Raw genomic sequence first — 21,872 nt, 5'->3', positions numbered from 1 at the left:
GGGCGCCGGGCACCTACGCCGCAACCACACCCACACCGACGTGAAGGACTGAACGCACCATGGCCGACTACGTTCTCGCCATCGACCAGGGGACCACGAGCTCCCGGGCCATCGTCTTCAACCACTCCGGGGAGATCTACTCCACCGGGCAGCTCGAGCACGACCAGATCTTCCCGCGCGCGGGGTGGGTCGAGCACAACCCCGAGCAGATCTGGAACAACGTGCGCGAGGTCGTCGGTCTCGCCCTCACCCGAGGCAACCTCACGCACGAGGACATCGCGGCCGTCGGCATCACGAACCAGCGCGAGACGGCCGTCGTCTGGGACAAGACCACGGGCAAGCCCGTCTACAACGCCATCGTCTGGCAGGACACGCGCACCCAGAAGATCGTCGACGAGCTCGGCGGCGACGAGGGTGCCGAGAAGTACAAGTCGGTCGTCGGCCTGCCGCTCGCCACCTACTTCTCCGGCCCGAAGATCAAGTGGATCCTCGACAACGTCGAGGGCGCGCGCGAGAAGGCCGAGAAGGGCGACCTGCTGTTCGGCAACACCGACACCTGGGTGCTGTGGAACATGACGGGCGGGACCGAGGGCGGCGTGCACGTCACCGACGTGACGAACGCGTCGCGCACGATGCTCATGGACCTCGACACGCTCTCCTGGCGCGAGGACATCGCCGCGGACATGGGCATCCCGCTGTCGATGCTCCCCGAGATCCGGTCGTCGTCCGAGGTGTACGGACACGGCCGTCCCCGCGGCCTCGTCCCCGGCGTCCCGATCGCCGGCATCCTCGGCGACCAGCAGGCGGCCACGTTCGGCCAGGCGTGCTTCGAGGTCGGCCAGGCCAAGAACACGTACGGCACCGGCAACTTCCTGCTGCTCAACACGGGCACGGAGAAGGTCATGAGCAAGAACGGCCTGCTCACGACGGTCTGCTACAAGATCGGCGACGCGCCCGCCGTGTACGCGCTCGAGGGCTCGATCGCCGTGACCGGCTCGCTCGTGCAGTGGCTGCGCGACAACCTGGGCATGTTCGAGGACGCGCCCGACGTCGAGTGGCTCGCGGGCAAGGTCCAGGACAACGGCGGCGCCTACTTCGTGCCGGCGTTCTCCGGCCTGTTCGCGCCCTACTGGCGGCCCGACGCGCGCGGCGCGCTCGTGGGCCTCACGCGGTACGTCAACCGCAACCACATCGCGCGCGCCGCGCTCGAGGCGACGGCGTTCCAGAGCCGCGAGGTCGTCGACGCGATGAACGCCGACTCGGGCGTCGACCTCACCGAGCTGCGCGTCGACGGCGGCATGGTCGCCAACGAGCTCCTCATGCAGTTCCAGGCCGACCAGCTCGGCGTCGACGTCGTGCGCCCCAAGGTCGCGGAGACGACGGCGCTCGGTGCCGCGTACGCCGCGGGCATCGCCGTCGGCTTCTGGAAGGGCGAGCAGGACGTCATCGACAACTGGGCCGAGGACAAGCGCTGGAGCCCGTCGATGGAGTCCGGCGAGCGCGAGCGCCTGTACCGGAACTGGAAGAAGGCCGTGACGAAGACCATGGAGTGGGTCGACGAGGACGTGGAGCAGTAGCCCGTCCCGGGACCACCCGCCGAGGGGGTGGGGTGCACGGCGCCGCGGCGTCGCGCACCCCACCCCCTCGTCGTGCTCCCACGGGGCGAGTCGCGCGCGTCGTGCCTAGCGTCGAGGTGCCGCGCCCCGCGGCCCGACGACGGGAGACGACATGACCGGCACGCACCACGAGCAGCCCCACGCGAGCTCCGACGAGGTCGCCACGGTCCGCGAGCTCATCAAGGACGAGAAGATCGCCATGCTGACCACCGTCGCGACCGACGGGAGCCTGGTGAGCCGGCCGATGGGTGTCCAGGCCGTCGACTTCGACGGCGACCTGTGGTTCTTCGCCGCCGCCGACTCGCACAAGGTCGCCGAGATCGCGCGGGACTCGGCGGCGAACGCGGCCTTCTCGGGCTCGACGTCCTGGGTCTCGGTGTCCGGGCGCGCCGCGGTCGTCCGCGACCGCGAGAAGATCCGCGAGCTGTGGAACACGGTCGCCGACGCCTGGTTCCCCGACGGCCCGGACACGCCCGGCGTGGTGCTCGTCCGGCTGCACGCCGACTCCGCGGAGTACTGGGACTCCCCCGGCGGCCGCGTCGCCACGCTGTTCAGCCTGGTCAAGGCGAAGGTCACCGGCTCGCGCTACGACGGCGGGGAGAACGAGACCGTCGAGCTGTGACCCGTGCCGCCGGCCGCCCGGAGCGCCGCGCGCGGCGCGGCTAGGGTGGCCGGGTGAGCGTCGCCCGCGAGACCGCGTACACCCTGCCCGGCATCCACGTCACCGACCGCGAGCTCGAGGTGCCGCTCGTGTGGGACGACGACACGGACCCCCGCCGCCTCACGCTGTTCGTGCGCGAGCTCGTCGACCCGGTCCGGCGTCACGACGACCTGCCGCTGCTCGTGTTCCTCCAGGGCGGCCCGGGCGGCAAGGGGCCCCGGCCCACGGGGCCGGACGGCTGGGTCGGCACCGCGCTCGCGACGCACCGGGTGGTGCTGCTCGACCAGCGCGGCACCGGCCGGTCCTCGGCCGTGCGCGGGGCGGCGCTCGCCGCGCGCGGCCCGGGGGCCGCACAGGCGGAGTACCTCTCCCACTTCCGGGCGGACGCGATCGTCGCCGACGCCGAGCACGTGCGCCGGACGGTGTACGGCGGGCGGCGGTGGACGTCGCTCGGCCAGTCCTACGGCGGCTTCCTCACGATGACGTACCTGTCGCGGGCGCCCGAGGCGCTCGCCGCGTGCTACGTCACGGGCGGGCTGCCGGGCCTGACGGCGGACGCGCGCGAGGTGTACCGCCGCACCCAGCCGCGCGTCGTCGCGAAGAACGCCGCCTACCGGGAGCGGTACCCGGACGACGCGGCCCGCCTCGCGCGCGTCGCGGACCTCCTCGCGGCCGACGACGTGCGCCTGCCCGACGGCGACCGGCTCACCGTGCGCCGGCTCCAGTCGCACGGCACGGACCTCGGGATGAAGCCCGGCCCGGAGCGCATCCACTGGCTCGTGGACGAGGCGTTCGACGCGGACGCGCCGGACACCCTCACGGACACGTTCCTCGCGGAGGTCGCGGCGGCGACGTCGTTCCGCACCAACCCGCTCTACGCCGTGCTCCACGAGTCGATCTACGCGCAGTCGGGCACCGGCCCGACAGCGTGGGCCGCCGAGGCGGTCCGCGCCGAGGAGCCGGCCTTCGACCCGGCGGCGCGACCGCTGCTCCTCACCGGCGAGATGATCTACCCCTGGATGCTCGAGGAGATCGCCGCGCTCCGGCCGTTCCGCGCGGCGGCGGAGGCGCTCGCCGCGCGCGAGGAGTGGCCCGACCTGTACGACCTCGACGTCCTCGCGCGCAACGAGGTGCCCGTCGAGGCGGCGGTGTACGTCGACGACATGTTCGTCGACGCCGGGCTCTCGCTCGAGACGGCGGCGCGCGTGGGCAACGTCCGCACGTGGGTGACGAACGAGTTCGAGCACGACGGCCTGCGCACGGGCGACGTCCTCGCGCGCCTGGTCGAGCGGCTCGGCGCCCGCGGCGGCCCGCGCACCTGAGGCGTGCCGCGCCCGGCCCGCTGGACGGGCTGCGGCGTCAGGCTCCCTGACCCCGGTGGGCGGCGTCAGGCCGTCTGGTCGCGGCGCGCGCGCAGCACCCACGCCCCGGACACGAGCGCCCCGCCCAGCACCAGTGTGAGCAGGTCGAACCCGGCGTCGCCGCGCGGCGGGGCCGGTGGCACCGCGGCGGGCGCCCCGCCCGCGGCCACGACGACGGCGCCCGACGGGTCCGCCGTGCCGACCACCGGCGCCAGGTCGAGCGCGGGCCCGTCCGCCGTCGTCGGCGCGGACGCGTCCGGTGTCGCAGCGGGCGCCGGGGCGGCCGGAGCAGGCGACGCGGGCGGGGCGGCGGGCGCCTCGGGGACGGCCGGCCCGTCGAGCACGAGCTCCCACGACGTCTCGCCGACGAGGACGTAGCCGTCGAGCGCGCGCGCCGTCACGGTCACCGTGCCCCGGGCAGGATGGCGGCCCGGGGCGAGGACCCGCTCGTCGAGGACGAACTCCACGCCGTCGGCCCGCGGCACCTCGACCTCGGCCGCCGCGCCCGGGCGCGCGGCGACGACCACGGGCGCCGGCGCCCGGACCTCGGTGAGGCCGGAGAACACGAGCTCGACGGCGCGCGACCCGTCCGACCCCGGGAGCACCGGCTCCGCCTCGCCCTGCGCCGCGAGCCGCAGGCCCGCGGCCGGGGAGAGCGTCAGGACGACGCGCGCCACGTGGTCGAGGTACCCCTCGACGGCGTGCGTGCTGCCGGGCGGGAGCACCGCACCGGTCGCGTCGCGGACGACGAGGCCCTCGGCGTCGGGCACGGTGTACGTGTCCGCCTCGCCCGGGCCGTCCTGCGCGGCGGGGAGCACCGCCGTGACGACGGGGAGCAGCTCCGTGACCGCCTCGGCGGCGGTCCGCCCGTCCGGGAGCTGCAGCACGTGGCCGTCCTCCGCCACGGCCGTCGCCCGCAGGACGCCGCCGTCCCGCGGCGCCTCGACGGTCCGGTACCCGTCGACCAGGACCACGGTGCACGTCATCGGCTCGCCGCCCAGGGACCAGCGCACGCCCTCGACCACCGGCACCAGGTATACCGCGTCCCCGGCCGCCGCACGGACGAGGACCGGCGGCAGCACGACCACGCGGGGCGCGGGCTCGCCGTCGGGCACGGTGGGGTCGGGGCCGGGGGGCGTCTCGCCCTCCTCCGGGGCCGCCGGGTCGGGAGCGGGGACGGAGGGAGACGCGCCCTCCTCCGGAGCGGCCGACCCGGGCGCGGGAGGCTCCGGTCCGTCCGGCACGGGAGCACCGGGCACGGCAGGCACGACGGGCCCGACGCCCACGGTGCCGGCGCCCGCGCCGGCACCGGAGTCCATGCCCGCGCCGGGGTCCGTGCCCGATGCCGCGTCGGGGCCCGTGCCGTCGGCCGCAGCGGTGGACGCCGCCGCACCCGCGGCACCGGGCCGGCCGTCCTCCACGACCCGCACGAGGGTCTCCGTCGCCACGGGCGCGACGCCCGGGTCTGCCGCGGCGCGGGCGACCGGGACGGCGTGGGCCGTCGTGGACGCGCCGACCAGGACGGCGCCCACCAGCACCGCGGCGAGCGCGGTCCGCGGGCGGGCCCGGTGCACAGACATGGGCGTGCGGCTCCTCTCCGGTCGCGTCCGCGGGTGGGCGCGCCCGAGGCCCCTATGCACGCGACGGGCCACGCTGTCCGCATCGTCCCCGCGCGTCCCGTTTCGTCCGGGCTGGAGGGAGCCGCGGGCGACCCGGTTCGAGCGCTTCACCCGCCTTCCCCGAGAACCGGCGCACCTCCTCGCCTAGGGTGAGAGCGGATCACGGCGCGGTGCCGGCTCTCGGGGCGGAGCCGTGGCCGGACGCGGTTCGCCGCCGTCCGTCCGCCCGCCCGTGGAGCGGGGGAAGCACGGAGGCAGCATGTCGGTGACGGACACGACGACGTTCCGTCTGTACGGGGCGCCACGCCCCCCGCACACCGAGCTCGTCCGCGAGCGCCTGCTCGACCGGCTCGAGGTGGACGCCGCGCTCCGCGTGGTCCGCGGCCCGGCGGGTGCGGGCAAGACCTCCCTCCTCGCCGAGTGGTCCCGACGCCGGGCCACGCCGGGACTCTGGCTGTCCGTCATCCCGGAGATGTCCCGGACGGACCTCTGGCGCGCGGTCGCGCGACGTGCCGCGCGGGCCGGGCTCGAGGCGTTCGAGGCCGCGCTGGGCCCGGCGGAGCTCGCCCCCGAGGACGTGCCCGGCCGCCTGGCCGACGCGTTCCTCGCGGTGCCCGGGGAGGTCGTGGTCGTCATCGACGACTACCAGGACGTCACGGACGCCGCGGTCCACGACGACGTCCTCGCCCTGCTGCGCCTGTGCCCGAACCTCTCCGTGGCCGTGGCCACGAGCACGGTCTCCCCCCTGGAGGCCGCCTCGGTCGGGCTCGAGCTCGACCGGACCGTCATCACGGCGGACCAGCTGCCGCTGACCCGGGACGAGACGGCCCGCATGCTGCGCCAGGCGGGCGTGGACCTCGACCCCGCGGAGGCGCACGTCCTCACCGGCGGCCAGCCGCTGTACCTGCGGGTCGCGATGCTCGCCGCGGAGATGGCCGGTTCCCACGGGACCCCGGCGCACGTCCAGGTCGCCGACGAGCTGCTGCGGGCCGCGCTCGAGAAGCAGCTCGAGGGCGCCGAGCGCCCTCGGCTCGAGCAGGTCCTGCGGCGGTGCGCGGTCGCGGACGTCCTCACCGCCGACCTCGCCGTGGCGCTGACCCGGGAGCCCGCGGCGCCGCAGCTGCTGTGGATGCTCGAGGAGCGCGGGCTGGGCGCGTGGGAGCGACGTCCCGCGGGCCGGGTCTTCGTCCTGTTCCCCGTGGTGCGGACGTTCGTGGCGGAGCGCGTCCGCGAAGAGCACCCCGACGAGTGGGGAGGTGCCCAGCTCGCCGCCGCGCGCTGGTACCTGACGAACGGGTATCCCGTCGAGGCGTTGCGGCACGCGGTCGGCGCGGGCGACCTCGCGCTCGCGTCCTCGGCCGTCTCGCGGTACTGGGGCGAGCTGCTCGAGCCGCAGGCGCTGGCCCGCCTCGACGTCCTCAAGAGCCTCCCGCAGACGGACCTGCGGCGCTGGCCGCTGCTCGCCGGGGCCCTCGCGATCCACCACGACAGCGTCCCCGGGGAGCGCACCGAGGCGATCGAGACGTACCAGCTGACGCTGGCCGCCCTGCGCCCCCGGGCGAGGACGACCTCGACGACGGAACGCGTCGTCCTCGACGTGCTCGAGAGCGTCGCGCTGCGCTCGACGAACGCGACGCAGCGCGCGCTCGAGCCGGCGCGCCGGGCTCGGCAGACGCTCGACGAGCTGGGTGTGGACGAGCGCCGGGTGCTCGTCCGCGAGCTGCCCCGGCTCCGCGCCGAGGTCGCGATGTCGTTCGCGCGGGCGGGCGCGGACGACGAGGCGCTCGCCACGCTCGAGGACCTCGGCGGCTCCCCCGCCGTCGACCCGCGCACGCTCTACGGCCTGTCGCTGCGTGCGCTCGTGCTCGCGCTCCGCGGGGACCTGCCGGAGGCCGTGCGCGACCTCGAGGTCATCGAGGCGTCGCCCCACGCCGAGGTCCGCGCGGGGCGCGACGACCACCTGTACCGCATCGCTCGCGCGATCGTGTGCCTCGAACGCTTCGACGCCCGCGGCGCCCAGGCCCACCTCGACGTGCTGCGACCGCACCTCGCGACGCTCGAGACCCGCCCGGTCGTCGCCACGGTTCAGGCGTACGTCGACCTGGTGTCCTTCGAGCCGGCCCTGGGCATCGAGCGGCTGCGCCGCTACATCGAGTCCGAGCGCGGCCGCCGACGCATCTCCGCGCGCGACATCGACCACCTCGACTACGTGAGCGGCCTGCTCGGGCTCGCGCGCGGCCAGGTCGGCGCGGTGCACTCCTGGCTCAAGGTCGCCCCGGCGACGTCGTCGCTCACCTGGCTGCTGCGGGCCCACGCGGCGCTGCTCACCGGCCGGTGGAGCACCGCGCGCGACGTGCTCGTCGCGCACACGCCGCCGCGGACCGCCGCGCCGCGCCTGCGGGCCGCGCACGCCGTCCTGCTCGCCGCCGCGCTCACCCACGCCGAGGAGGAGACGCAGGCGCGCGACGCCCTGGACAAGCTGGCCGGCGTGGCCGAGGACCGGCGGCTGCGGTTCGCCCTCGCGCTCCCCGCCCGGCACGACCTCCTCACGCTGGTCGAGCTCGCGGGACGGAGCAAGGACCAGACGGCGCAGCGCCTGATCGGGGACGCGGAACCCGTGCCGGAGCTCTTCGCCGCGACGGCCGACCTCCCCCAGCCCCTGTCCGACCGCGAGGTCGTCGTCCTCGACACCCTCATGCGCCACGCGACCGCGGTCGACATCTCCCGGAGCCTCACCGTGTCCGTGAACACGGTCAAGAGCCAGCTCCGCTCGATCTACCGGAAGCTCGGCGTGCGCCGGCGCGAGGACGCCCTCGCCCGCGGGATCGAGCTGGGACTGCTCCCGGCCCAGCGTCCGCTGCCCGCGAGCGGCACGGACGGGCGCTGAGGCCCGAGCCGGTCAGACGAGGTCGTCGACGATCTTGGCGGACGCGCGCATCTCGGCGCGCGCGAGGTCGTCGTCGATCTCGCGTCCCGCAGCGATGAGCGCCGCGCGCGGCAGCCACGAGAAGACCACGAGCACGGGGTAGCTGTCCTCGCCCACGTACACGCGGCGACGCCAGGCGGCCCACGCCACGGCGCGCGTGAGCGTGCGCACCGGGTCCTCGAGCTCGTTCGCCGCGTGCGCGGCGTTCTCCCACCCGTGCTGCGCCTCGCTCATGACCCGCGCCCCGCCGTGCCCGAGCGGCCGGGCGAGCGCCGCGAGGCCGATGTCCTCGGCGATCACGACGGCCTCCGACGGGACCAGGTCCAGGCCGTCCCGGTACGTGCCGAACGTCGCGGGGTCCAGGTGGCGCCACGGGTCGTCGTCGGGCAACGAGTCCAGGAGGTCGGTGAGGGCGCCGGCGAGGAGCGTCACGGCACGCAGCGGGTGCGCCTTCGCCTGCGCGCGCATCGCGGCCATGGTCGCGAGCCGGTCGTCGGGGTCGATGAGCGGCTCCACGAGGCCCACGGCCCAGATGGCCCAGGTCGTGTCGTCCCATGGCGCGCCGGCGCCGTCCTCCTCCGGGGTCACCGCGACACCACCCCGCCCGGGGCGTCGGCGGCCCGGCACGGCGACGCCGTCGAAGCGCAGGACGCTGCGTGCACCCGGTCCACCTCCTAATCTCGTCCTGCCCTGTCCAGCCGGCGAGCCCGTCGCCGAGGACAGCATCCCACCGTGGCGACGTCCGCGAAACACCCACGGCGGGCGAAGCGTGCGGAGATCACCCGCTGCCCGGGGCACCTGAGGGTGAAGTCCGGTGTGAAAGACGGTGTCCCGCGCGCCAGGAGCCCCTCCGGGTCCGCATGCTTGGACCGTGACCGACCGGACCCTGCTCGACCCGCGCCCGCAGCGGGCGCGCGACGCGCGTCCCGTGCGCGCCGTCGACGAGGGCCCGCGGGAGGACGACGACCCCGGGGCGCTCCGGGACGAGGTCGCCCGCGTCGTCGCGATCGAGGACGACGACCGGTACCGCGCCGAGGTCTCGGCCCTCCTCGCCGCCCACGCGACGCAGTGGCGCCGGATCGCGGCGCGCCTGTGCCGCACCAACTCGGTGCCCGCGGCGCAGCACCTCGACGACGTCGCGGCGATCGTCGTGGAGACCGCCTGGGAGATGCTCGAGCGGTCCCGGCGCGACCCGGCGTACCTGCGCAGCATGCGCTCGTTCCTCGCCATCGTCGTCTACACGGCACGACCCCGCGTCCGTTCGTTCCTCGACCACGCGACCGCGCCGGCGTCGGGCATGGTGGCCGCGCAGCGTCGCCGTCGCGAGCTCGCGCGCACGCGGTCGGAGCTCGCCGCGCTGCGCGGCGCGGCACCCTCGGTCGAGGAGGCGGTCCGCGCCACGAACGAGCGCCTCGGCGCCCACCGGGCCGACGTCGTCCGGCAGGGCATGGTCGTGACGGAGGCCGACGAGCTCGTGCTGCGCGGCGCGCTGTCGTTCGACGAGGCCCTCGACTCCGCGCGCACGTCGGACGCGCACGCGGACTGCGTGCTGCACGCGGTCGAGGTGCCGGCGCTCGTCCGCTCCGTCGTCGACGCGGCGCACGCGGAGGACCCGGTCCGCGGACGGGTCGCGGCGCTCTGGATGGCCGAGGCGTACGGGGGCGGTGGGCCGCTCCCGGGCCACGACACGGTCGTGTGGATCGCCCGGACGCTGGGTCTGCCCCGGCACCGGACCGTCGCCCACATCGACCGGGTCCGGGTGCTGGCGGCGCAGCACCTCCGGGAGGTCGGCATCGTCCTCGACGCCGTGGACAGCGTGTGAGCGCGAGCGTCGCTCCACGACCCGCACCTGCCGGGAGGTCCGCGGCGTACCGCGGCGAGCAGGAGAACCGCACCGTGGCGCGCACGGGGACCAGGGGGCGGCCGCAGGGCGGGCGCAGGAGCACGGGGGCAGCAGGACATGTCTGACGAGGGACCCGGATCTCGACGCTCGGTCGTCGAGGACGCACGCGTCGTCGCCGCGACGGTGCCGGAGGGCGAGCGCGAGCGCGCGGTGGCCGGCCTCGTCGCCGCGCACGCCGTCGGGCTCGCGCGCGACGCCCGGCGGCACGTCCGCGCCGCGGGGGTCTCGGGGACGGACCAGGTCGCCGCGCTACGGGCGGTGACCGACGCCCAGCGCGCCGTGCTCGACGACCTCGTCGCCGGCCGTCGTCCGCTCGAGGACCGCGCCTGGTCGCCCACCGTGCGCTTCGAGGCCCTGCGCGCCGTGCGCGCGCTGGCCGCGGAGGGCGCGGTCGCCGTCCCGCCGTACCGCCACCGCCTCGCGGCCGACCGCGCCGCCCTGCTGCTGCTCCGGGAGACCGCCGCGGTCGTGGACCGTCCTGCCCCGCGGGAGGTCGTCCGCACGGGTGCCGTGGCGGCGGGGCTCCCGCCCACGCCGCAACCGCTGGACGAGGCCACCGCCACGCGCTCGCTCCCGACGTCCCGGTCGGCAGCGACGGTCTCGTCGGCGCACGCCCCCGCACGCCCGGAGCGTCGCCGTGCGCTCGGGGTACGGGGCCGCGCGCGCTCCAGCGGCCCGGGTCGTCCCGTGCGCTGGGGCGCCGCCGCGGTGCTCTCGGCGGCGACGCTCGCGTTCGGGGTCGTCGTCGCGCCCGCGCAGGACGAGGTCGGTGGTGGCCCGGGCGTCTCGGCACGGCCCGAGCAGGTGCTCCTGGGTACGACCCCGGGGACCGGCTCGACCGCGTGGGCGCCGCTCGACGGCGCCGACGCCGCGTCCGTCCGCCTCGACCTGTCTTCCCCGGTGCTGACGGGCCTGGCGCCGTCGACGGCACCCGCCGTCGAGCTCGTCGACGAGCCGGCGGACGAGCCGGTCGGTCCGCGGGTGGACGACGCCGTCGACGTGCCCGCCGACGAGCCCGGCGGCGAGCCCGTGGTCGAGCCGCTGCCCGTGGTCGTGCCGGCCGCACCGGGCCCGGCCGTCCCGGAGACGCCCGCACCGGCTCCCGCCCCCGCCTCGGGAGCGGCGCCGGCACCGGCTGCTCCGCCCCAGCCCGCGCCGCCGGCTGCGGCGAAGCCGTCGCCGAAGCCGACGCCGAAGCCGAAGCCCGCGCCGGCCGTCCGGCCCGCACCGACGCCCGTGCCCGCGCGACCGGGGCCGCCCGTCACGCGCCCGGCTCAGCCGAAGCCCGACCGTCCCGCACCGCGGTCCGACGAGGCGCGCGGCTCGTCCCGGCCGGGGACGGCGAAGCCGCAGCCGCAGACCCGCGACGACCGGCGCACCGACAAGGACGCGGGCCGGCAGGACCGCGGCCACGGTGGCGGCCGCGGCGGACGCGGGTAGCGCTCGGCGGGCCTCCCGACGGGAGGGGCACCCCCGACGGCGGCTCTCCGCCGCCGAGGACCCCGCACGTCCCGTGCGGCGCGTCAGGAGGGCGCGTCGAGCCCCAGCAGCGCGCGGGCGCGCGCCTCGCCCCCGGGTGCCCCGAGCGCGGCGGCCCGGTTGTCCGCGGCGACCTGGTCGACGATCTCGGCCCGGTGGACCCGCACCTCGCGGGGCGCGTCGATCCCGACGCGCACCCCGTCCCGACCCACCGACACGACCGTGACCACGACGTCGTCGCCGACGAGGATCCGTTCTCCCACCTTGCGTCCCAGCACCAGCATCGCCACGTCCTCCTGACGTCCCGCGTGTCATCCTGACCGTTCGGAGGACCTATGCGGGCGCGGCCCGGGTCAGCCTGCGGGCCGCAGCTCCGGGAGCCCGAGCGCGAGCACGGAGTCGGGCGTCGTCGTCAGCTCGCGCCCGACCACGACCATGGCGCGGACCAGCACGAGCCGCTGCACCTCGGCGACCCAGCGCTCGGTGTCCGCGGGCTTGCGCGAGGCGTCGACCACGACCGCGACCTGCTCGGCGTCCAGCTCGTCGAGGACCCGCGCCACCCCGGCCGCGTCCACGCGCACCCCGACGGCCACGACCGTGGCGCGGGCCGCGCGGACCCCGCGGGCGCGCGCCTCGGTCGCCGCGCGCCGGTCGTCGACGCGCACCGTGTCGCCGTCGGTCGCGCTGCCCGCGCAGGCCGTGAGCAGGCCCTCCCGCTGCGCCAGCGCGCGGGCCGCCGGGACGACGTCCGCGGCCAGCCCGACGAGCGCCACGAGGTCGCCCGGCGCCGCGCGCGGCAGCGGCGACACGGGCGCGGGCGGGGCGGTGACGGCCGCGGGCGGCGGCTCCGCCGTCTCGGCCACGAGCTCGTCGAGCAGCGCCGCGAAGTCGTCGCCGCGGGTCGAGACCTCGACCGCGGCCGACGGCGCCGGGCGCAGCGCGTCGCCCTCGTCGGCGTCGTCGAGCAACGCTGCGATGCCCGCCCGGCGGGCGGCGGGGAACCGGACCGGCCCGACGGCGGTCCGGGGCGGCGCGTCGCCCACCTCGACGACCGCCTCGTAGTGCTGCCGCCCGAAGAGCCCCTTGAAGCCGCCCGTGATGACCCGCTCGGCGGAGACGATCCGCGCGTCCGGGCCGTGCAGGCGCCGTGCCTGGGCGAGCACGGCGTCGAGGGACTCACCCTCGAGCCGCAATCGCCGGGGCATCGTTCACCACCCCGACCGTCTCGATGAGCGCGTTGCCCGCCGTCACCTCGGTGTACGACAGCACGGCGAGGTCGGGCACCTGCGTCGCGACGAGACGCCGGACCGCCGCGCGCAGCGACGGCGCGCACACGAGGACGACGTCCTCGCCGGTGGCCCGGGCCGCCTGCACGCGCTCGCCCACGGACGAGCGGAACGCGTCGAGGCGCGCCGGGTCCACGACGATCGCGGTGCCCTGGTCGCCGCCGGGCTGGCGGCCCGCGAGCATCGCCTGCTCCAGGGCCGGGGCGATCGTCACGACCCGGATCGTGCCCGCGACCGTGTGCCGGGCCGGGATCGCCGGTCCGAGCGCCGCGCGCGCCGCCTCGACGAGGTGCTCGGGGTCGGTCGAGCGCTTCGCGGCGAGCGCGAGCGCCTCGTAGATCCGGGGCAGGTCGTTGACGGCGACCTGCTCCTCGAGCAGCCCCTGCAGGACGCGCTGGACCTCCGCGAGCGACAGCAGGACCGGCGTGAGCTCGTCGACGGCCGACGGGTTGGTCCGCTTGACCTCGTCGGTGAGCACGCGCACGTCCTCGCGGGACAGCAGCCGCGCCGCGTTCGCGGCGATGAGGGCGGACAGGTGCGTGACGAGCACGGAGACCCGGTCGATCACCGTGGCGCCCGCCATCTCGGCGCTGTGCCGCATCTCCACCGGGACCCACTTGCCGTCCATGCCGAACACCGGGTCGACCGTCGCCAGCCCGGGCAGGGCGGCGAGGTCGTCGCCGAGCGCGAGGACCTTGCCGGCCGGCGCCTGGCCGCGACCGGCCTCGACGCCGGCGATCCGCACCGCGTAGGTCGACGCCGGGAGCTCCAGGGAGTCGCGCGTGCGGACGGGGGGCACGACGACCCCGAGGTCGGTCGCGATCTTGCGCCGCAGGGCGCGGACCCGTCCGAGCAGGTCGTCGTGCGCGCCGGTGACCAGGTCGACGAGGTCGGGCGCGAGCAGGATCTCGAGCGCGTGCACGCGCATCTGCTCGAGGAGGTCCTCGGTGCCGTCGCTGCGCGTGGTCTCCTTCTCGATCTGCTCGGCCGCGGCGCGCGCCACCTCGGCCCGCCGCTGGCTCGCCTTGATCTGCTGGGCCGCGATGATCAGGCCCACCCCGAGCACGAGGAACGGCAGCTTGGGCATGCCCTCGATGAGCGCCATGGCGAACGCCGCGACGCCCGCGATGGCGAGCGCCTGCCGCGACTGCACGAGCTGGCTCGACGCCTGCGAGCCGACGTCGCCCTCGCCGGAGTTCGAGCGCGTGACGATCATGCCCGTGGCGACCGCCATGAGCAGCGCGGGGACCTGGGTGACCAGCCCGTCGCCCACCGTGAGGATGGAGTACGTGTCGACGGCCTCCATGGCCGGCATGCCGTGCATGACGACGCCGATCACGATGCCGCCCAGCAGGTTGATGAGCGTGATGACGATGCCCGCGATGGCGTCGCCCTTGACGAACTTCGACGCGCCGTCCATCGCCCCGTAGAAGTCGGACTCCGCGGAGATCTCGGCGCGGCGGGCCCGCGCGTCCTGCTCGCTGATGAGCCCCGCGTTGAGGTCGGCGTCGATCGCCATCTGCTTGCCGGGCATCGCGTCGAGCGTGAAGCGCGCCCCGACCTCGGCCACGCGCTCCGCGCCCTTGGTGATCACGAGGAACTGGATGACGACGAGGATGAGGAACACGACCATGCCGATGACGAGGTTCCCGTCGACGACGATGTGGCCGAACGCGCCGATGACCTCGCCCGCGTAGCCGTCCCCGAGCACGAGCCGCGTCGAGGCGACGTTGAGGCCCAGCCGGAACAGCGTCGCGACGAGCAGCAGCGACGGGAACACCGAGAAGTCGAGCGGCTTCTTGACGAACATCGACGTCAGCAGGATCACGAGCGACAGCAGGATGTTGACGATGATGAGCACGTCGAGCAGGGCCGCGGGGATCGGCACGACGAGCAGCAGGACGATGCCGACGACGCCGAGCGGCACGGCGATCATGGCGAGGGATCGGTTCTTCACGCGGAACGCTGGTCCTTCCGGGTCCGGGGCGTCGGCGGCTGCTGACGCGACGTCCTATGCAGGTCGTGGCCGCCGCAGCGCGCGCCGACGGCTGCGCCGGGCGGGGTCATGCGGCCCGCGCGTCGTCGGTGGCGGGCCACTCGCCGGGCGCGATCGCCGGGCGAGCCATGCGGTGCGGGACGGACGAGGCCGCCGCGCCGCGGCGCGTGAGCGCCATGACGAACGCGAGGACGCGCGCGACGGCCATGTAGAGCTCGACGGGCACCTCCTGCCCGACGTCGCACGCCCGGTGCAGGGCGCGCGCGAGCGGGACGTCGCGGACCATCGGCACCCGCGACTCCTCGGCCTTCTCGCGGATGCGGGCGGCGACGTGGTCGGCGCCCTTCGCGACGACGCGCGGCGCGGAGCGCCCGGGCTCGTACCGCAGCGCGACGGCGACGTGGGTCGGGTTGACGACGACGACGTCCGCGTCGGCCACGGCGGCGAGCATGCGGTTGCGCGTCATCGAGCGCGCCATCGACCGGCGCTGCGACTTCACGAGCGGGTCGCCGTCGGTGCTCTTGTTCTCGTCCTTGAGCTCCTTCTTGGTCATGCGCGTCTTCTTGCGGTTGCGTCGTGCCACGACGAGCACGTCGAACAGCGCGAGGGTGAGGCCCGCCGCCGTCGCCCAGACCAGGAGCGAGCGCACGCCGGAGCCCGCCGCCTCGAGCAGCGACGCGATCGGCAGGCCGCCCGCGGCCAGGAGGACCGGCATGAGGGACTGGACGACCGCGTAGAGCACGACGCCGACGACCGTCGTCTTGAGCAGGGCCTTGGCGCCGTTCCACAGCGCCTGCGCCCCGAACATCCGCTTGAGCCCGCTCATCGGGTTGAACTGGTCGGCCTCGGGCCTCAGCCGCTTCAGGTGCAGGCCGCCCTGCGCGACCGACGCGAGCAGCACGGCGACGGCGATCGCCCCGAGCAGCGGCAGCATGGTCGGCACCACGGAACCGAGCGCGTCCTGCGCGAGCTGGAGCGCGACCGCGGGCTCGGGGTTCTCGATCACGGTGCGCAGCGACAGCACTTGGTCGGTCGCGGCCCGTGCCGCGGCGCTCACGGTCAGCGGGATCACCGCGCCGGCGATCCCGACCCCGACCCAGGCCGTGAGGTCCTGCGACTTGCCGAGCTGGCCCTTGGACCGGACCTCCTTCATCTTCCGGTCGGAGGCCTGCTCGGTCTTCTCCTCGGTGGAGTCGGCCATCAGCCCACCCCGCCCATGCGCTCGACGGCCTCGGCCGTGAGCACCGAGACGACGTGCGGCAGCGCGACGAGCACGGTCCCGACGAGCGCGAGCGTGAGGAAGATCTTCAGCGGGAAGCCCATCGCGAACGCGTTGAGCGCGGGGGCGACCCGGTTGACCAGGCCGAGCCCGGCGTCGGCCAGGAAGAGCACGACGACGATCGGCCCGGCGATCTGCAGCCCCGCCACGAACGACCCGGTGAGGGCCTCGACGAACGACGCCGCCGGGACGCTGGCCAGGCCGCCCACCGGGACGGCCTCGTAGGAGCGGGCGAGGCCGAGCACCATCAGCTGGTACGCGTCGGAGACGAACATGAGCACGACCGCGAGGAGCGCGAAGAGGCGCGTGAACTGCGACCCGTTGACGTTCGTCTGGGGGTCGTACGCCATGCCGAGCGAGAACCCGCCGAACAGGTCGAGGTGGGCGCCGGCGGCGGTGATCGCCGAGAAGACGACAATGACGAGCGTCCCGAGCATCGCCCCCGTGACCGCCTCGGCGACGAGGTGCGCGAGGAACGTCGCGGTGCCGGTCGCCTCGTACCCGGGGGCGGCACGACCGGAGACCACGAGCCCGAGCGACACCGCGAGGATCGCGCGGACCTGGCGCGGGATGGCGTGGTGCGAGAACGGCGGCGCGATGGTCATGAACGCGGCCATGCGGACGCCCGCGAGCATCGTCGCCTGGAGCCACGCGAGGTCGATCTCGAGCTGCACGGGACGTCAGCCCCCGTTCAGCAGCGACGGGATGAGGTCGAACATCTCGTGCGTGAACGTCACCATCTCGCCGATCATCCAGTTGCCGCACACGACGAGCGCGACGGCGACCGCGAGCGCCTTGGGGACGAACGAGAGCGTGATCTCCTGGATCTGCGTGACGGACTGCACGATCGAGATGGCGAGCCCCACGACGAGCGACGTGACGAGCACGGGGGCCGCGAGCTTGGCGGCGAGGACGAGCGCCTGCGTGGCGACGTCGAGGACGGCGGCGGTCTCCACGGTCAACCCATCCCGTACGAGCCGATGAGCGAGGTCGTGATGAGACCCCACCCGTCGACGAGGACGAAGAGCAGCAGCTTGAATGGCAGCGAGATCATCGTGGGCGGCAGCATCATCATGCCCATGCTCATGAGGGCCGCGGCGACGACGAGGTCGATGACGAGGAACGGCACGAAGACGACGAACCCGATGATGAACGCGGCGCGGAGCTCCGAGATGACGAACGCGGGGACGAGCGTCGTGAGCGGGACGTCGACGGGGGTCGCCGGGTTCTCGAGGTCGGCGGCGCGCGTCATGAGCGCGAGGTCCTCCTCGCGCGTGTGGGCGAGCATGAACTCCCGCAGCGGCACGGCGCCCGCGTCGAGCGCCTGGCTGAAGGTCGTGGTGCCGTCGAGGTAGGGCTGGACCGCGGCGTCGTTGATCTCGCCGAACACCGGCCACATGACGAACAGCGAGAGGAACAGCGCGAGCCCGGCGAGGACCATGTTGGGCGGCACCGTGGCGGTGCCCAGCGCGTTCCGGGTCAGGGCGAGGACGACGAAGATCTTGGTGAACGACGTCATCATGAGCAGCAGCGTCGGCGCGAGCGACAGCAGCGTGATGCCGACCAGCGTCACGAGGGACGACGACGGCTCGCCGTTCGGCCCGTTGATCTCCACCGAGAGCGTCGACCCGCCGTCCTGCGGGTCGACCGGCTGGGTGGGCGGGGCCGGGTCGGTCGGGTCGACGACCGCGGCGCCCGCGTGGGGCGCGAGCAGGACGGTCGCGACCGCGACGAGGAGCAGGACCGCCCCGACGAGCACCGCGACGCGCAGCGCGCGGCGCGACGGGAGGGCGCGGGTCACCGGGCACCTCCTCGCACGACCCGCGCGGCCTTGCGCCACGTGTCGGGCGCGAGGAAGGTGCGCAGGGCGCTCGTCGGCACGGGCGGCGCGACGACGACGGCGGTCCCGGGGGTCCCGACCCGAGGCCCCGAGACGGCCGGGGGCGCGGCGGCGGGCACGTCGGCGCGCACGTCGGCGGGAACCGAGCCGGGCTCGCCGTTCCACGCCGGGGCGTCCCCGTTCGCGGGCGGCTGCGCGAGCCACAGTCGTGCCGCGGTGACGGCGTCGTCGAACGACGGCTCGTCCGAGGTCGGAGCACCTGGCGTCGCGTCCGCTGCGGGGACCGCGGTGGGCGGGACGTCGGACGGGACGGGTGTCGGGCCGTCGATGACGGTCACGGACGACTCCGTCACGCCGAGGAGGTACCGCCGGCCCCCGGCCTCGAGCAGGACCGCGGCGCTCTTCTGCGACAGCCCCTGGCGCGCGACCACGGTCAGCTGCTCCTGGCGCCCGCGCGGCGCGGAGCGCGAGGTCTTGCTCGCGACGCGGTACGAGACCCACAGGAGCCCGAGCACGACCGCCAGCGAGAAGGCGACGCGCAGCACGGTGGTGACGTCCATGCCGGTCAGTCGTCCGCGTCGAGGATCTTGGTGATGCGCACCCCGTAGTCGCCGCCGTCGACGACCACGACCTCGCCCTTGGCGATCGTGCGGCCGTTGAGCTGCACGTCCGCCGGCGCCCCGGCGGACCGGTCGAGCTCGACGACGGCGCCCGGCTCGAGGCTGAGCACGTCCCGCACCGGCATCCGGGTGCGGCCCACGATCACGGAGAGGCGCATCTCGACGTTGGAGATGCGCGCGAGCCGCGCGCCGGTCACGGCCTCGTCGGGCAGGCTCTGGAGCGCGCGGCGCGTGCGCACGACGAACCAGCCCGCCGTCGGGCCGTCGTCCGTGGAGAGCTCGAACACGACGGACTCCGGGTCCTCGAAGAGCGCGGTCGCGTCGGCGACGCGCACCTCCCCGAGCACGCCGACGCCGGTGGTCGCCCCCGCGGCCTCCAGGGCGGGGCGCAGGACGTCGGTGACGTCGAGCGCCGCCTCCTGGGAGGCGTCGGCGAGCGCGTCCTGGTCGATGAGTGCGAGCGCGAGGTCGGTGCCGGAGTCCCCCACGTACGAGGCGACGACCGCCCGCGCGGCCTGCGGGCCGACGGGGGCGCCGCCGCGCAGGGCCGCGCGCAGCGGGGTGCTGGTCGGGACGAGCTCGACGAGCGCGTGGGCGGCGGCCGACGCGGCCTCGACGACGGACTGCTCGACCGGGGTGGCGGTGCTCATGGGTCAGTTCTCCTCGGTGGTGACGATGCGGCAGGCGAGGCGGGAGCCGGACGAGCCGACGGCGCCGCGGGCCAGGACGTGGCCGTCGACGATGACGTCGAGCGGGCGGGACTGGGCGTGGGGGACGTGCACGACGTCGCCGACGGCGAGGTCCAGCACCTCGGTCGGCGTCATGGACGCGCCGGTGAGCTCGACGGTGACGTCGACGAGCGAGCGCGCGACGTGCTGGCGCGTGCGCCGGGTGGCGTCGGCGGGGTCGTCCGCCGGGTTGGCCTCGCCGAGGTGCGGCAGCAGCGCGACCGACGGCACGGCGAGGGTCGCCCGGCACGCGCGCTCGCCGACGCGGAGGTCGAACTCGGCGACGATCATGAGCTCGGCGGTCGGGGCGGCCTGGGCGAACTGCGAGTTGTGCTGGATCGACGAGATCCGCAGCGGGTTCTCGAGGAGCCGGCCCATCGAGTGGCGCAGGTCGCGCAGCGTCTCGGTGAGCAGCGACGTCACGAGCGTGCGCTCGACGTCGGTGAACTTGCGGTCGACGACCGGGATGCTCGGTCCGGCGCCGAGCATGTGGGCGATCCACGTGAGGGCGTCCGTGTGCGGGAACTGCAGGACGGCGCGCGGGCCGATCCCCTCGAGCTCGCACACGACGAACGTCGTCGTCACGGGCAGCTCGGCGACGTAGTCGTCGTAGGTGCGCATCGCGACCGCGGCGAGGTTGACCTGGCTCACGACCCGCACGCGGGCCGTGAGCTGCGTGCCCCACTGGCGCGCGAAGCTCTCGAACGCCATCTCGAGGATGCGGTGGTGCTCGCGGACGAGCGTCGTCGGGCGGCGGAAGTCGTAGACCTCGACCTTGCGGCTCGGTGCGGGCTGCTGGACCCGCTCGGGTGTCGTCGTGCTCACGACCGCTCCTATGCGGGCGCGCACGACGCGAGCCTGCGCGACGCCGCGCAGGCTCGACGGACCCCGTCACTCCCCCGGTGCGCCCGCCTCTCCCGCCGTCTCGGCGGCCCGCGCGAGAGCCCGCGCGTCCGCCTCCGCGGCCGGGACGTCCGCCGCGCTGAGCTGCCCCGAGAGCACCTGCGGGATGAGCGCGCGCACGGCCTCCGGCGCGGACGAGAGCACCATGATGTCGACGCGGCGGTTCGTCGCGAGCGCCTCGGGGCTCGTGCCCTCGGCGAGCGGGCGCGCCGAGCCGAAGCCCACCGCGGCGATCCGGTGCTCGGCGAGGCCGTCCTGCTCGACGAGGTGGCGCAGCACGGCGGTGGCGCGCGACGACGACAGCTCCCAGTTCGACGGGAAGACCGACGTCACGGTCGAGGTGTAGTCGGCGTTGCCCTCGATGCGGATCTCGTGCGCGGTCGGCGCGAGCGCCGGGCCCACGACGTCGAGCACCGCCCGCGCCTCCTGCGTGAGGTCCGCGCTCCCGGGCGAGAAGAACGTGTCCGCGGACACGAGCCGCACGGTCAGCCCGCGCTCGTCGATGTCGAACCGGACCGTGTCGGCGCGCCCGTGCGCGGCGAGGTCGCGGGCCATCGCGTCGCGCAGCGCCGAGAGGTCCGACACCTCGTCGAGCGCGCGCTCGAGGTCCGTCTCGACGTCGACCGGCTCCTCGGCCGGGTTCTCGACGACCTCCTCGACGACCGCGGCGTCCTCGACGTTGCCGAAGCCCTCCGCGAGGGAGGACTTCAGCTCCTGGTACTTGCCCTGGTCGACCGAGCTGATGGCGAACAGGACGATGAACAGGCACATGAGGACGGTCACCATGTCCATGTACGACACCATCCAGCGGCCGGAGCCGCCCGTGTCGTGCCCGCCACCGCCGCCCCCGCCGCCGTGGCCGCCCCTGCGACGCCGCGCCATCAGGCGGCCTTGTCCTCGGGCAACGACCACTCGGGGACCATCGTCTTGAGCCGCTCGTCGATGACCCGGGCGCGCGAGCCCGCCTGGATCGACATGTAGCCCTCGAGGAGGACGTGGAGCCGCTCGATCTCGAGGTCGGACAGGCGCTTGAGCTTCGCGCCGATGGGCAGCCAGATGAAGTTGGCGGAGAGGATGCCCCACAGGGTCGCGATGAACGCCGCGGCGATCATGTGCCCGAGCTTCTCGGGCTCGGACAGGTTCTCCAGCACGTGGGTCAGCGAGACGACGGTGCCGACGATGCCGATCGTGGGGGCGTAGCCACCGATCGCGTTGAAGAAGTCGTACGCGACGGCGTCCTCGCGGGCCTTGGTCTCGATCCGCTCCTCGAGCAGGGTGCGCAGCTGCTCGGCGTCCGAGCCGTCGGCGAGCGACTGCAGCGCGCTGCGCTGGAACGGATCGTCGGTCTTCTGGGACTCGGCCTCGAGGGCGAGCAGGCCGCCGTCGTTCTGGACGATCTCCGCGGCCCGGACGACCTCCTCGATGGCCTCCGCGGGACGGGGCGCCTTGCCCGTGAACGCGCGCGGCAGCGTCTTGAAGGCCCGGACCGAGTCCTTGAGCGTCCCCGACGCGACGGCGGCGAAGATGCTCGCCCCGAAGACGAGGATGATCGGTGCCGGGAGCAGGATCGAGGTGATCTGCGACCCCTCGAGGTACACCATCGCGATGAGCGAGCCGAACGCGACGAGGATGCCGATGATGGTTGCGGGGTCCAT

General features: G+C 75.1%; 20 protein-coding genes. 6 read left to right on the top strand and 14 right to left on the bottom strand.

Features of this window, described 5'->3' with window-relative positions; genetic code table 11:
- The first annotated feature begins 59 nt into the window (after nucleotides 1-59).
- From glpK to HKK73_RS04350, 3 genes are all read left to right on the top strand, one after another.
- Nucleotides 60-1,577, top strand: coding sequence for a glycerol kinase GlpK (gene glpK / locus HKK73_RS04360; RefSeq protein WP_171467517.1), 1,518 nt, complete (start codon nucleotides 60-62; stop codon nucleotides 1,575-1,577).
- A gap of 151 nt (nucleotides 1,578-1,728) precedes the next feature.
- Nucleotides 1,729-2,238, top strand: coding sequence for a pyridoxamine 5'-phosphate oxidase family protein (locus HKK73_RS04355; protein ID WP_086149037.1), 510 nt, complete (start codon nucleotides 1,729-1,731; stop codon nucleotides 2,236-2,238).
- A 53-nt stretch (nucleotides 2,239-2,291) separates the two neighbouring features.
- Complete coding sequence (locus HKK73_RS04350; RefSeq protein ID WP_216608052.1) at nucleotides 2,292-3,599, top strand: alpha/beta fold hydrolase; 1,308 nt, start codon at nucleotides 2,292-2,294, stop codon at nucleotides 3,597-3,599.
- Between the two features lie 65 nt (nucleotides 3,600-3,664).
- On the opposite strand, the gene HKK73_RS04345 is transcribed toward HKK73_RS04350, so the two are convergent.
- Entirely contained in the window at nucleotides 3,665-5,218 is a 1,554-nt protein-coding gene (locus tag HKK73_RS04345; protein WP_171467516.1) for a hypothetical protein, read from the bottom strand.
- Nucleotides 5,219-5,516: 298 nt separating this feature from the next.
- On the opposite strand from HKK73_RS04345, the gene HKK73_RS04340 reads away from it, so the two are divergent.
- Nucleotides 5,517-8,144 (top strand): LuxR C-terminal-related transcriptional regulator, encoded by a 2,628-nt coding sequence (locus HKK73_RS04340; protein ID WP_171467515.1) that lies wholly within the window; start codon nucleotides 5,517-5,519, stop codon nucleotides 8,142-8,144.
- A 12-nt stretch (nucleotides 8,145-8,156) separates the two neighbouring features.
- Here the strand turns inward: HKK73_RS04340 and HKK73_RS04335 are convergent, their stop codons facing one another.
- Entirely contained in the window at nucleotides 8,157-8,771 is a 615-nt protein-coding gene (locus HKK73_RS04335; protein WP_021483189.1) for a hypothetical protein, read from the bottom strand.
- A 283-nt stretch (nucleotides 8,772-9,054) separates the two neighbouring features.
- On the opposite strand from HKK73_RS04335, the gene HKK73_RS04330 reads away from it, so the two are divergent.
- Both HKK73_RS04330 and HKK73_RS04325 read left to right on the top strand, forming a co-directional pair.
- Entirely contained in the window at nucleotides 9,055-10,005 is a 951-nt protein-coding gene (locus HKK73_RS04330; RefSeq protein ID WP_171467514.1) for a hypothetical protein, read from the top strand.
- A 138-nt stretch (nucleotides 10,006-10,143) separates the two neighbouring features.
- The gene (locus HKK73_RS04325; RefSeq protein ID WP_171467513.1) at nucleotides 10,144-11,526 is read left to right on the top strand and encodes a hypothetical protein; all 1,383 of its coding nucleotides are present in this window, start codon (nucleotides 10,144-10,146) and stop codon (nucleotides 11,524-11,526) included.
- An 83-nt stretch (nucleotides 11,527-11,609) separates the two neighbouring features.
- On the opposite strand, the gene csrA is transcribed toward HKK73_RS04325, so the two are convergent.
- From csrA to HKK73_RS04265, 12 genes are all read right to left on the bottom strand, one after another.
- Nucleotides 11,610-11,849, bottom strand: coding sequence for a carbon storage regulator CsrA (gene csrA, locus HKK73_RS04320; protein WP_144721664.1), 240 nt, complete (start codon nucleotides 11,847-11,849; stop codon nucleotides 11,610-11,612).
- Nucleotides 11,850-11,918: 69 nt separating this feature from the next.
- On the bottom strand, nucleotides 11,919-12,770 hold the full coding sequence (locus tag HKK73_RS04315; protein ID WP_171467512.1) for a hypothetical protein: 852 nt from the start codon (nucleotides 12,768-12,770) through the stop codon (nucleotides 11,919-11,921).
- The gene (locus HKK73_RS04310; RefSeq protein ID WP_253705897.1) at nucleotides 12,742-14,787 is read right to left on the bottom strand and encodes a flagellar biosynthesis protein FlhA; all 2,046 of its coding nucleotides are present in this window, start codon (nucleotides 14,785-14,787) and stop codon (nucleotides 12,742-12,744) included. Before HKK73_RS04310 ends, HKK73_RS04315 begins: the two co-directional genes overlap by 29 nt.
- A 127-nt stretch (nucleotides 14,788-14,914) precedes the next feature.
- Entirely contained in the window at nucleotides 14,915-16,048 is a 1,134-nt protein-coding gene (locus HKK73_RS04305) for a flagellar biosynthesis protein FlhB (protein ID WP_171467510.1), read from the bottom strand.
- Entirely contained in the window at nucleotides 16,048-16,800 is a 753-nt protein-coding gene (locus tag HKK73_RS04300) for a flagellar biosynthetic protein FliR (RefSeq protein ID WP_171467509.1), read from the bottom strand. The genes HKK73_RS04305 and HKK73_RS04300 overlap by 1 nt, the downstream gene beginning before the upstream one ends.
- Nucleotides 16,801-16,806: 6 nt before the next feature.
- A complete protein-coding gene (fliQ, locus tag HKK73_RS04295; RefSeq protein WP_021482560.1) occupies nucleotides 16,807-17,082 on the bottom strand; it encodes a flagellar biosynthesis protein FliQ in 276 nt (91 codons plus the stop codon).
- 2 nt (nucleotides 17,083-17,084) lie between these two features.
- Nucleotides 17,085-17,927, bottom strand: a complete 843-nt coding sequence (fliP, locus tag HKK73_RS04290) for a flagellar type III secretion system pore protein FliP (protein WP_076403290.1) — start codon at nucleotides 17,925-17,927, stop codon at nucleotides 17,085-17,087.
- Complete coding sequence (locus HKK73_RS04285) at nucleotides 17,924-18,526, bottom strand: flagellar biosynthetic protein FliO (RefSeq protein WP_171467508.1); 603 nt, start codon at nucleotides 18,524-18,526, stop codon at nucleotides 17,924-17,926. Before HKK73_RS04285 ends, fliP begins: the two co-directional genes overlap by 4 nt.
- A gap of 5 nt (nucleotides 18,527-18,531) precedes the next feature.
- Nucleotides 18,532-19,236 (bottom strand): flagellar motor switch protein FliN, encoded by a 705-nt coding sequence (fliN, locus tag HKK73_RS04280; protein ID WP_034652790.1) that lies wholly within the window; start codon nucleotides 19,234-19,236, stop codon nucleotides 18,532-18,534.
- Between the two features lie 3 nt (nucleotides 19,237-19,239).
- Nucleotides 19,240-20,139: a flagellar motor switch protein FliM gene (locus HKK73_RS04275; RefSeq protein WP_034652792.1), complete on the bottom strand. Its 900-nt coding sequence runs from the start codon at nucleotides 20,137-20,139 to the stop codon at nucleotides 19,240-19,242.
- Nucleotides 20,140-20,205: 66 nt separating this feature from the next.
- Nucleotides 20,206-21,099 (bottom strand): flagellar motor protein MotB, encoded by an 894-nt coding sequence (locus HKK73_RS04270; protein WP_144680708.1) that lies wholly within the window; start codon nucleotides 21,097-21,099, stop codon nucleotides 20,206-20,208.
- Nucleotides 21,099-21,872, bottom strand: coding sequence for a motility protein A (locus tag HKK73_RS04265; RefSeq protein WP_021483317.1), 774 nt, complete (start codon nucleotides 21,870-21,872; stop codon nucleotides 21,099-21,101). Before HKK73_RS04265 ends, HKK73_RS04270 begins: the two co-directional genes overlap by 1 nt.

It is taken from the genome of Cellulosimicrobium sp. 72-3 (assembly GCF_013127315.1).
GTDB classification, from domain to species: Bacteria; Actinomycetota; Actinomycetes; order Actinomycetales; family Cellulomonadaceae; genus Cellulosimicrobium; species Cellulosimicrobium funkei.
The sequence above is the reverse complement of the archived record's forward strand: the minus strand, read 5'-3'. Positions and strand labels throughout refer to the sequence as shown.

What these genes read in the sequence shown, in the direction of transcription:
- glpK (WP_171467517.1), top strand. Translation starts at nt 60, where the DNA reads ATGGCCGACTACGTTCTCGCCATCGACCAGGGGACCACGAGCTCCCGG.
- HKK73_RS04355 (WP_086149037.1), top strand. Translation starts at nt 1,729, where the DNA reads ATGACCGGCACGCACCACGAGCAGCCCCACGCGAGCTCCGACGAGGTC.
- HKK73_RS04345 (WP_171467516.1), bottom strand. Translation starts at nt 5,218, where the DNA reads ATGTCTGTGCACCGGGCCCGCCCGCGGACCGCGCTCGCCGCGGTGCTG.
- HKK73_RS04340 (WP_171467515.1), top strand. Translation starts at nt 5,517, where the DNA reads ATGTCGGTGACGGACACGACGACGTTCCGTCTGTACGGGGCGCCACGC.
- HKK73_RS04325 (WP_171467513.1), top strand. Translation starts at nt 10,144, where the DNA reads ATGTCTGACGAGGGACCCGGATCTCGACGCTCGGTCGTCGAGGACGCA.
- csrA (WP_144721664.1), bottom strand. Translation starts at nt 11,849, where the DNA reads ATGCTGGTGCTGGGACGCAAGGTGGGAGAACGGATCCTCGTCGGCGAC.
- HKK73_RS04315 (WP_171467512.1), bottom strand. Translation starts at nt 12,770, where the DNA reads ATGCCCCGGCGATTGCGGCTCGAGGGTGAGTCCCTCGACGCCGTGCTC.
- HKK73_RS04310 (WP_253705897.1), bottom strand. Translation starts at nt 14,787, where the DNA reads ATGATCGCCGTGCCGCTCGGCGTCGTCGGCATCGTCCTGCTGCTCGTC.
- HKK73_RS04305 (WP_171467510.1), bottom strand. Translation starts at nt 16,048, where the DNA reads ATGGCCGACTCCACCGAGGAGAAGACCGAGCAGGCCTCCGACCGGAAG.
- HKK73_RS04285 (WP_171467508.1), bottom strand. Translation starts at nt 18,526, where the DNA reads ATGGACGTCACCACCGTGCTGCGCGTCGCCTTCTCGCTGGCGGTCGTG.
- fliN (WP_034652790.1), bottom strand. Translation starts at nt 19,236, where the DNA reads ATGAGCACCGCCACCCCGGTCGAGCAGTCCGTCGTCGAGGCCGCGTCG.
- HKK73_RS04270 (WP_144680708.1), bottom strand. Translation starts at nt 21,099, where the DNA reads ATGGCGCGGCGTCGCAGGGGCGGCCACGGCGGCGGGGGCGGCGGTGGC.
- HKK73_RS04265 (WP_021483317.1), bottom strand. Translation starts at nt 21,872, where the DNA reads ATGGACCCCGCAACCATCATCGGCATCCTCGTCGCGTTCGGCTCGCTC.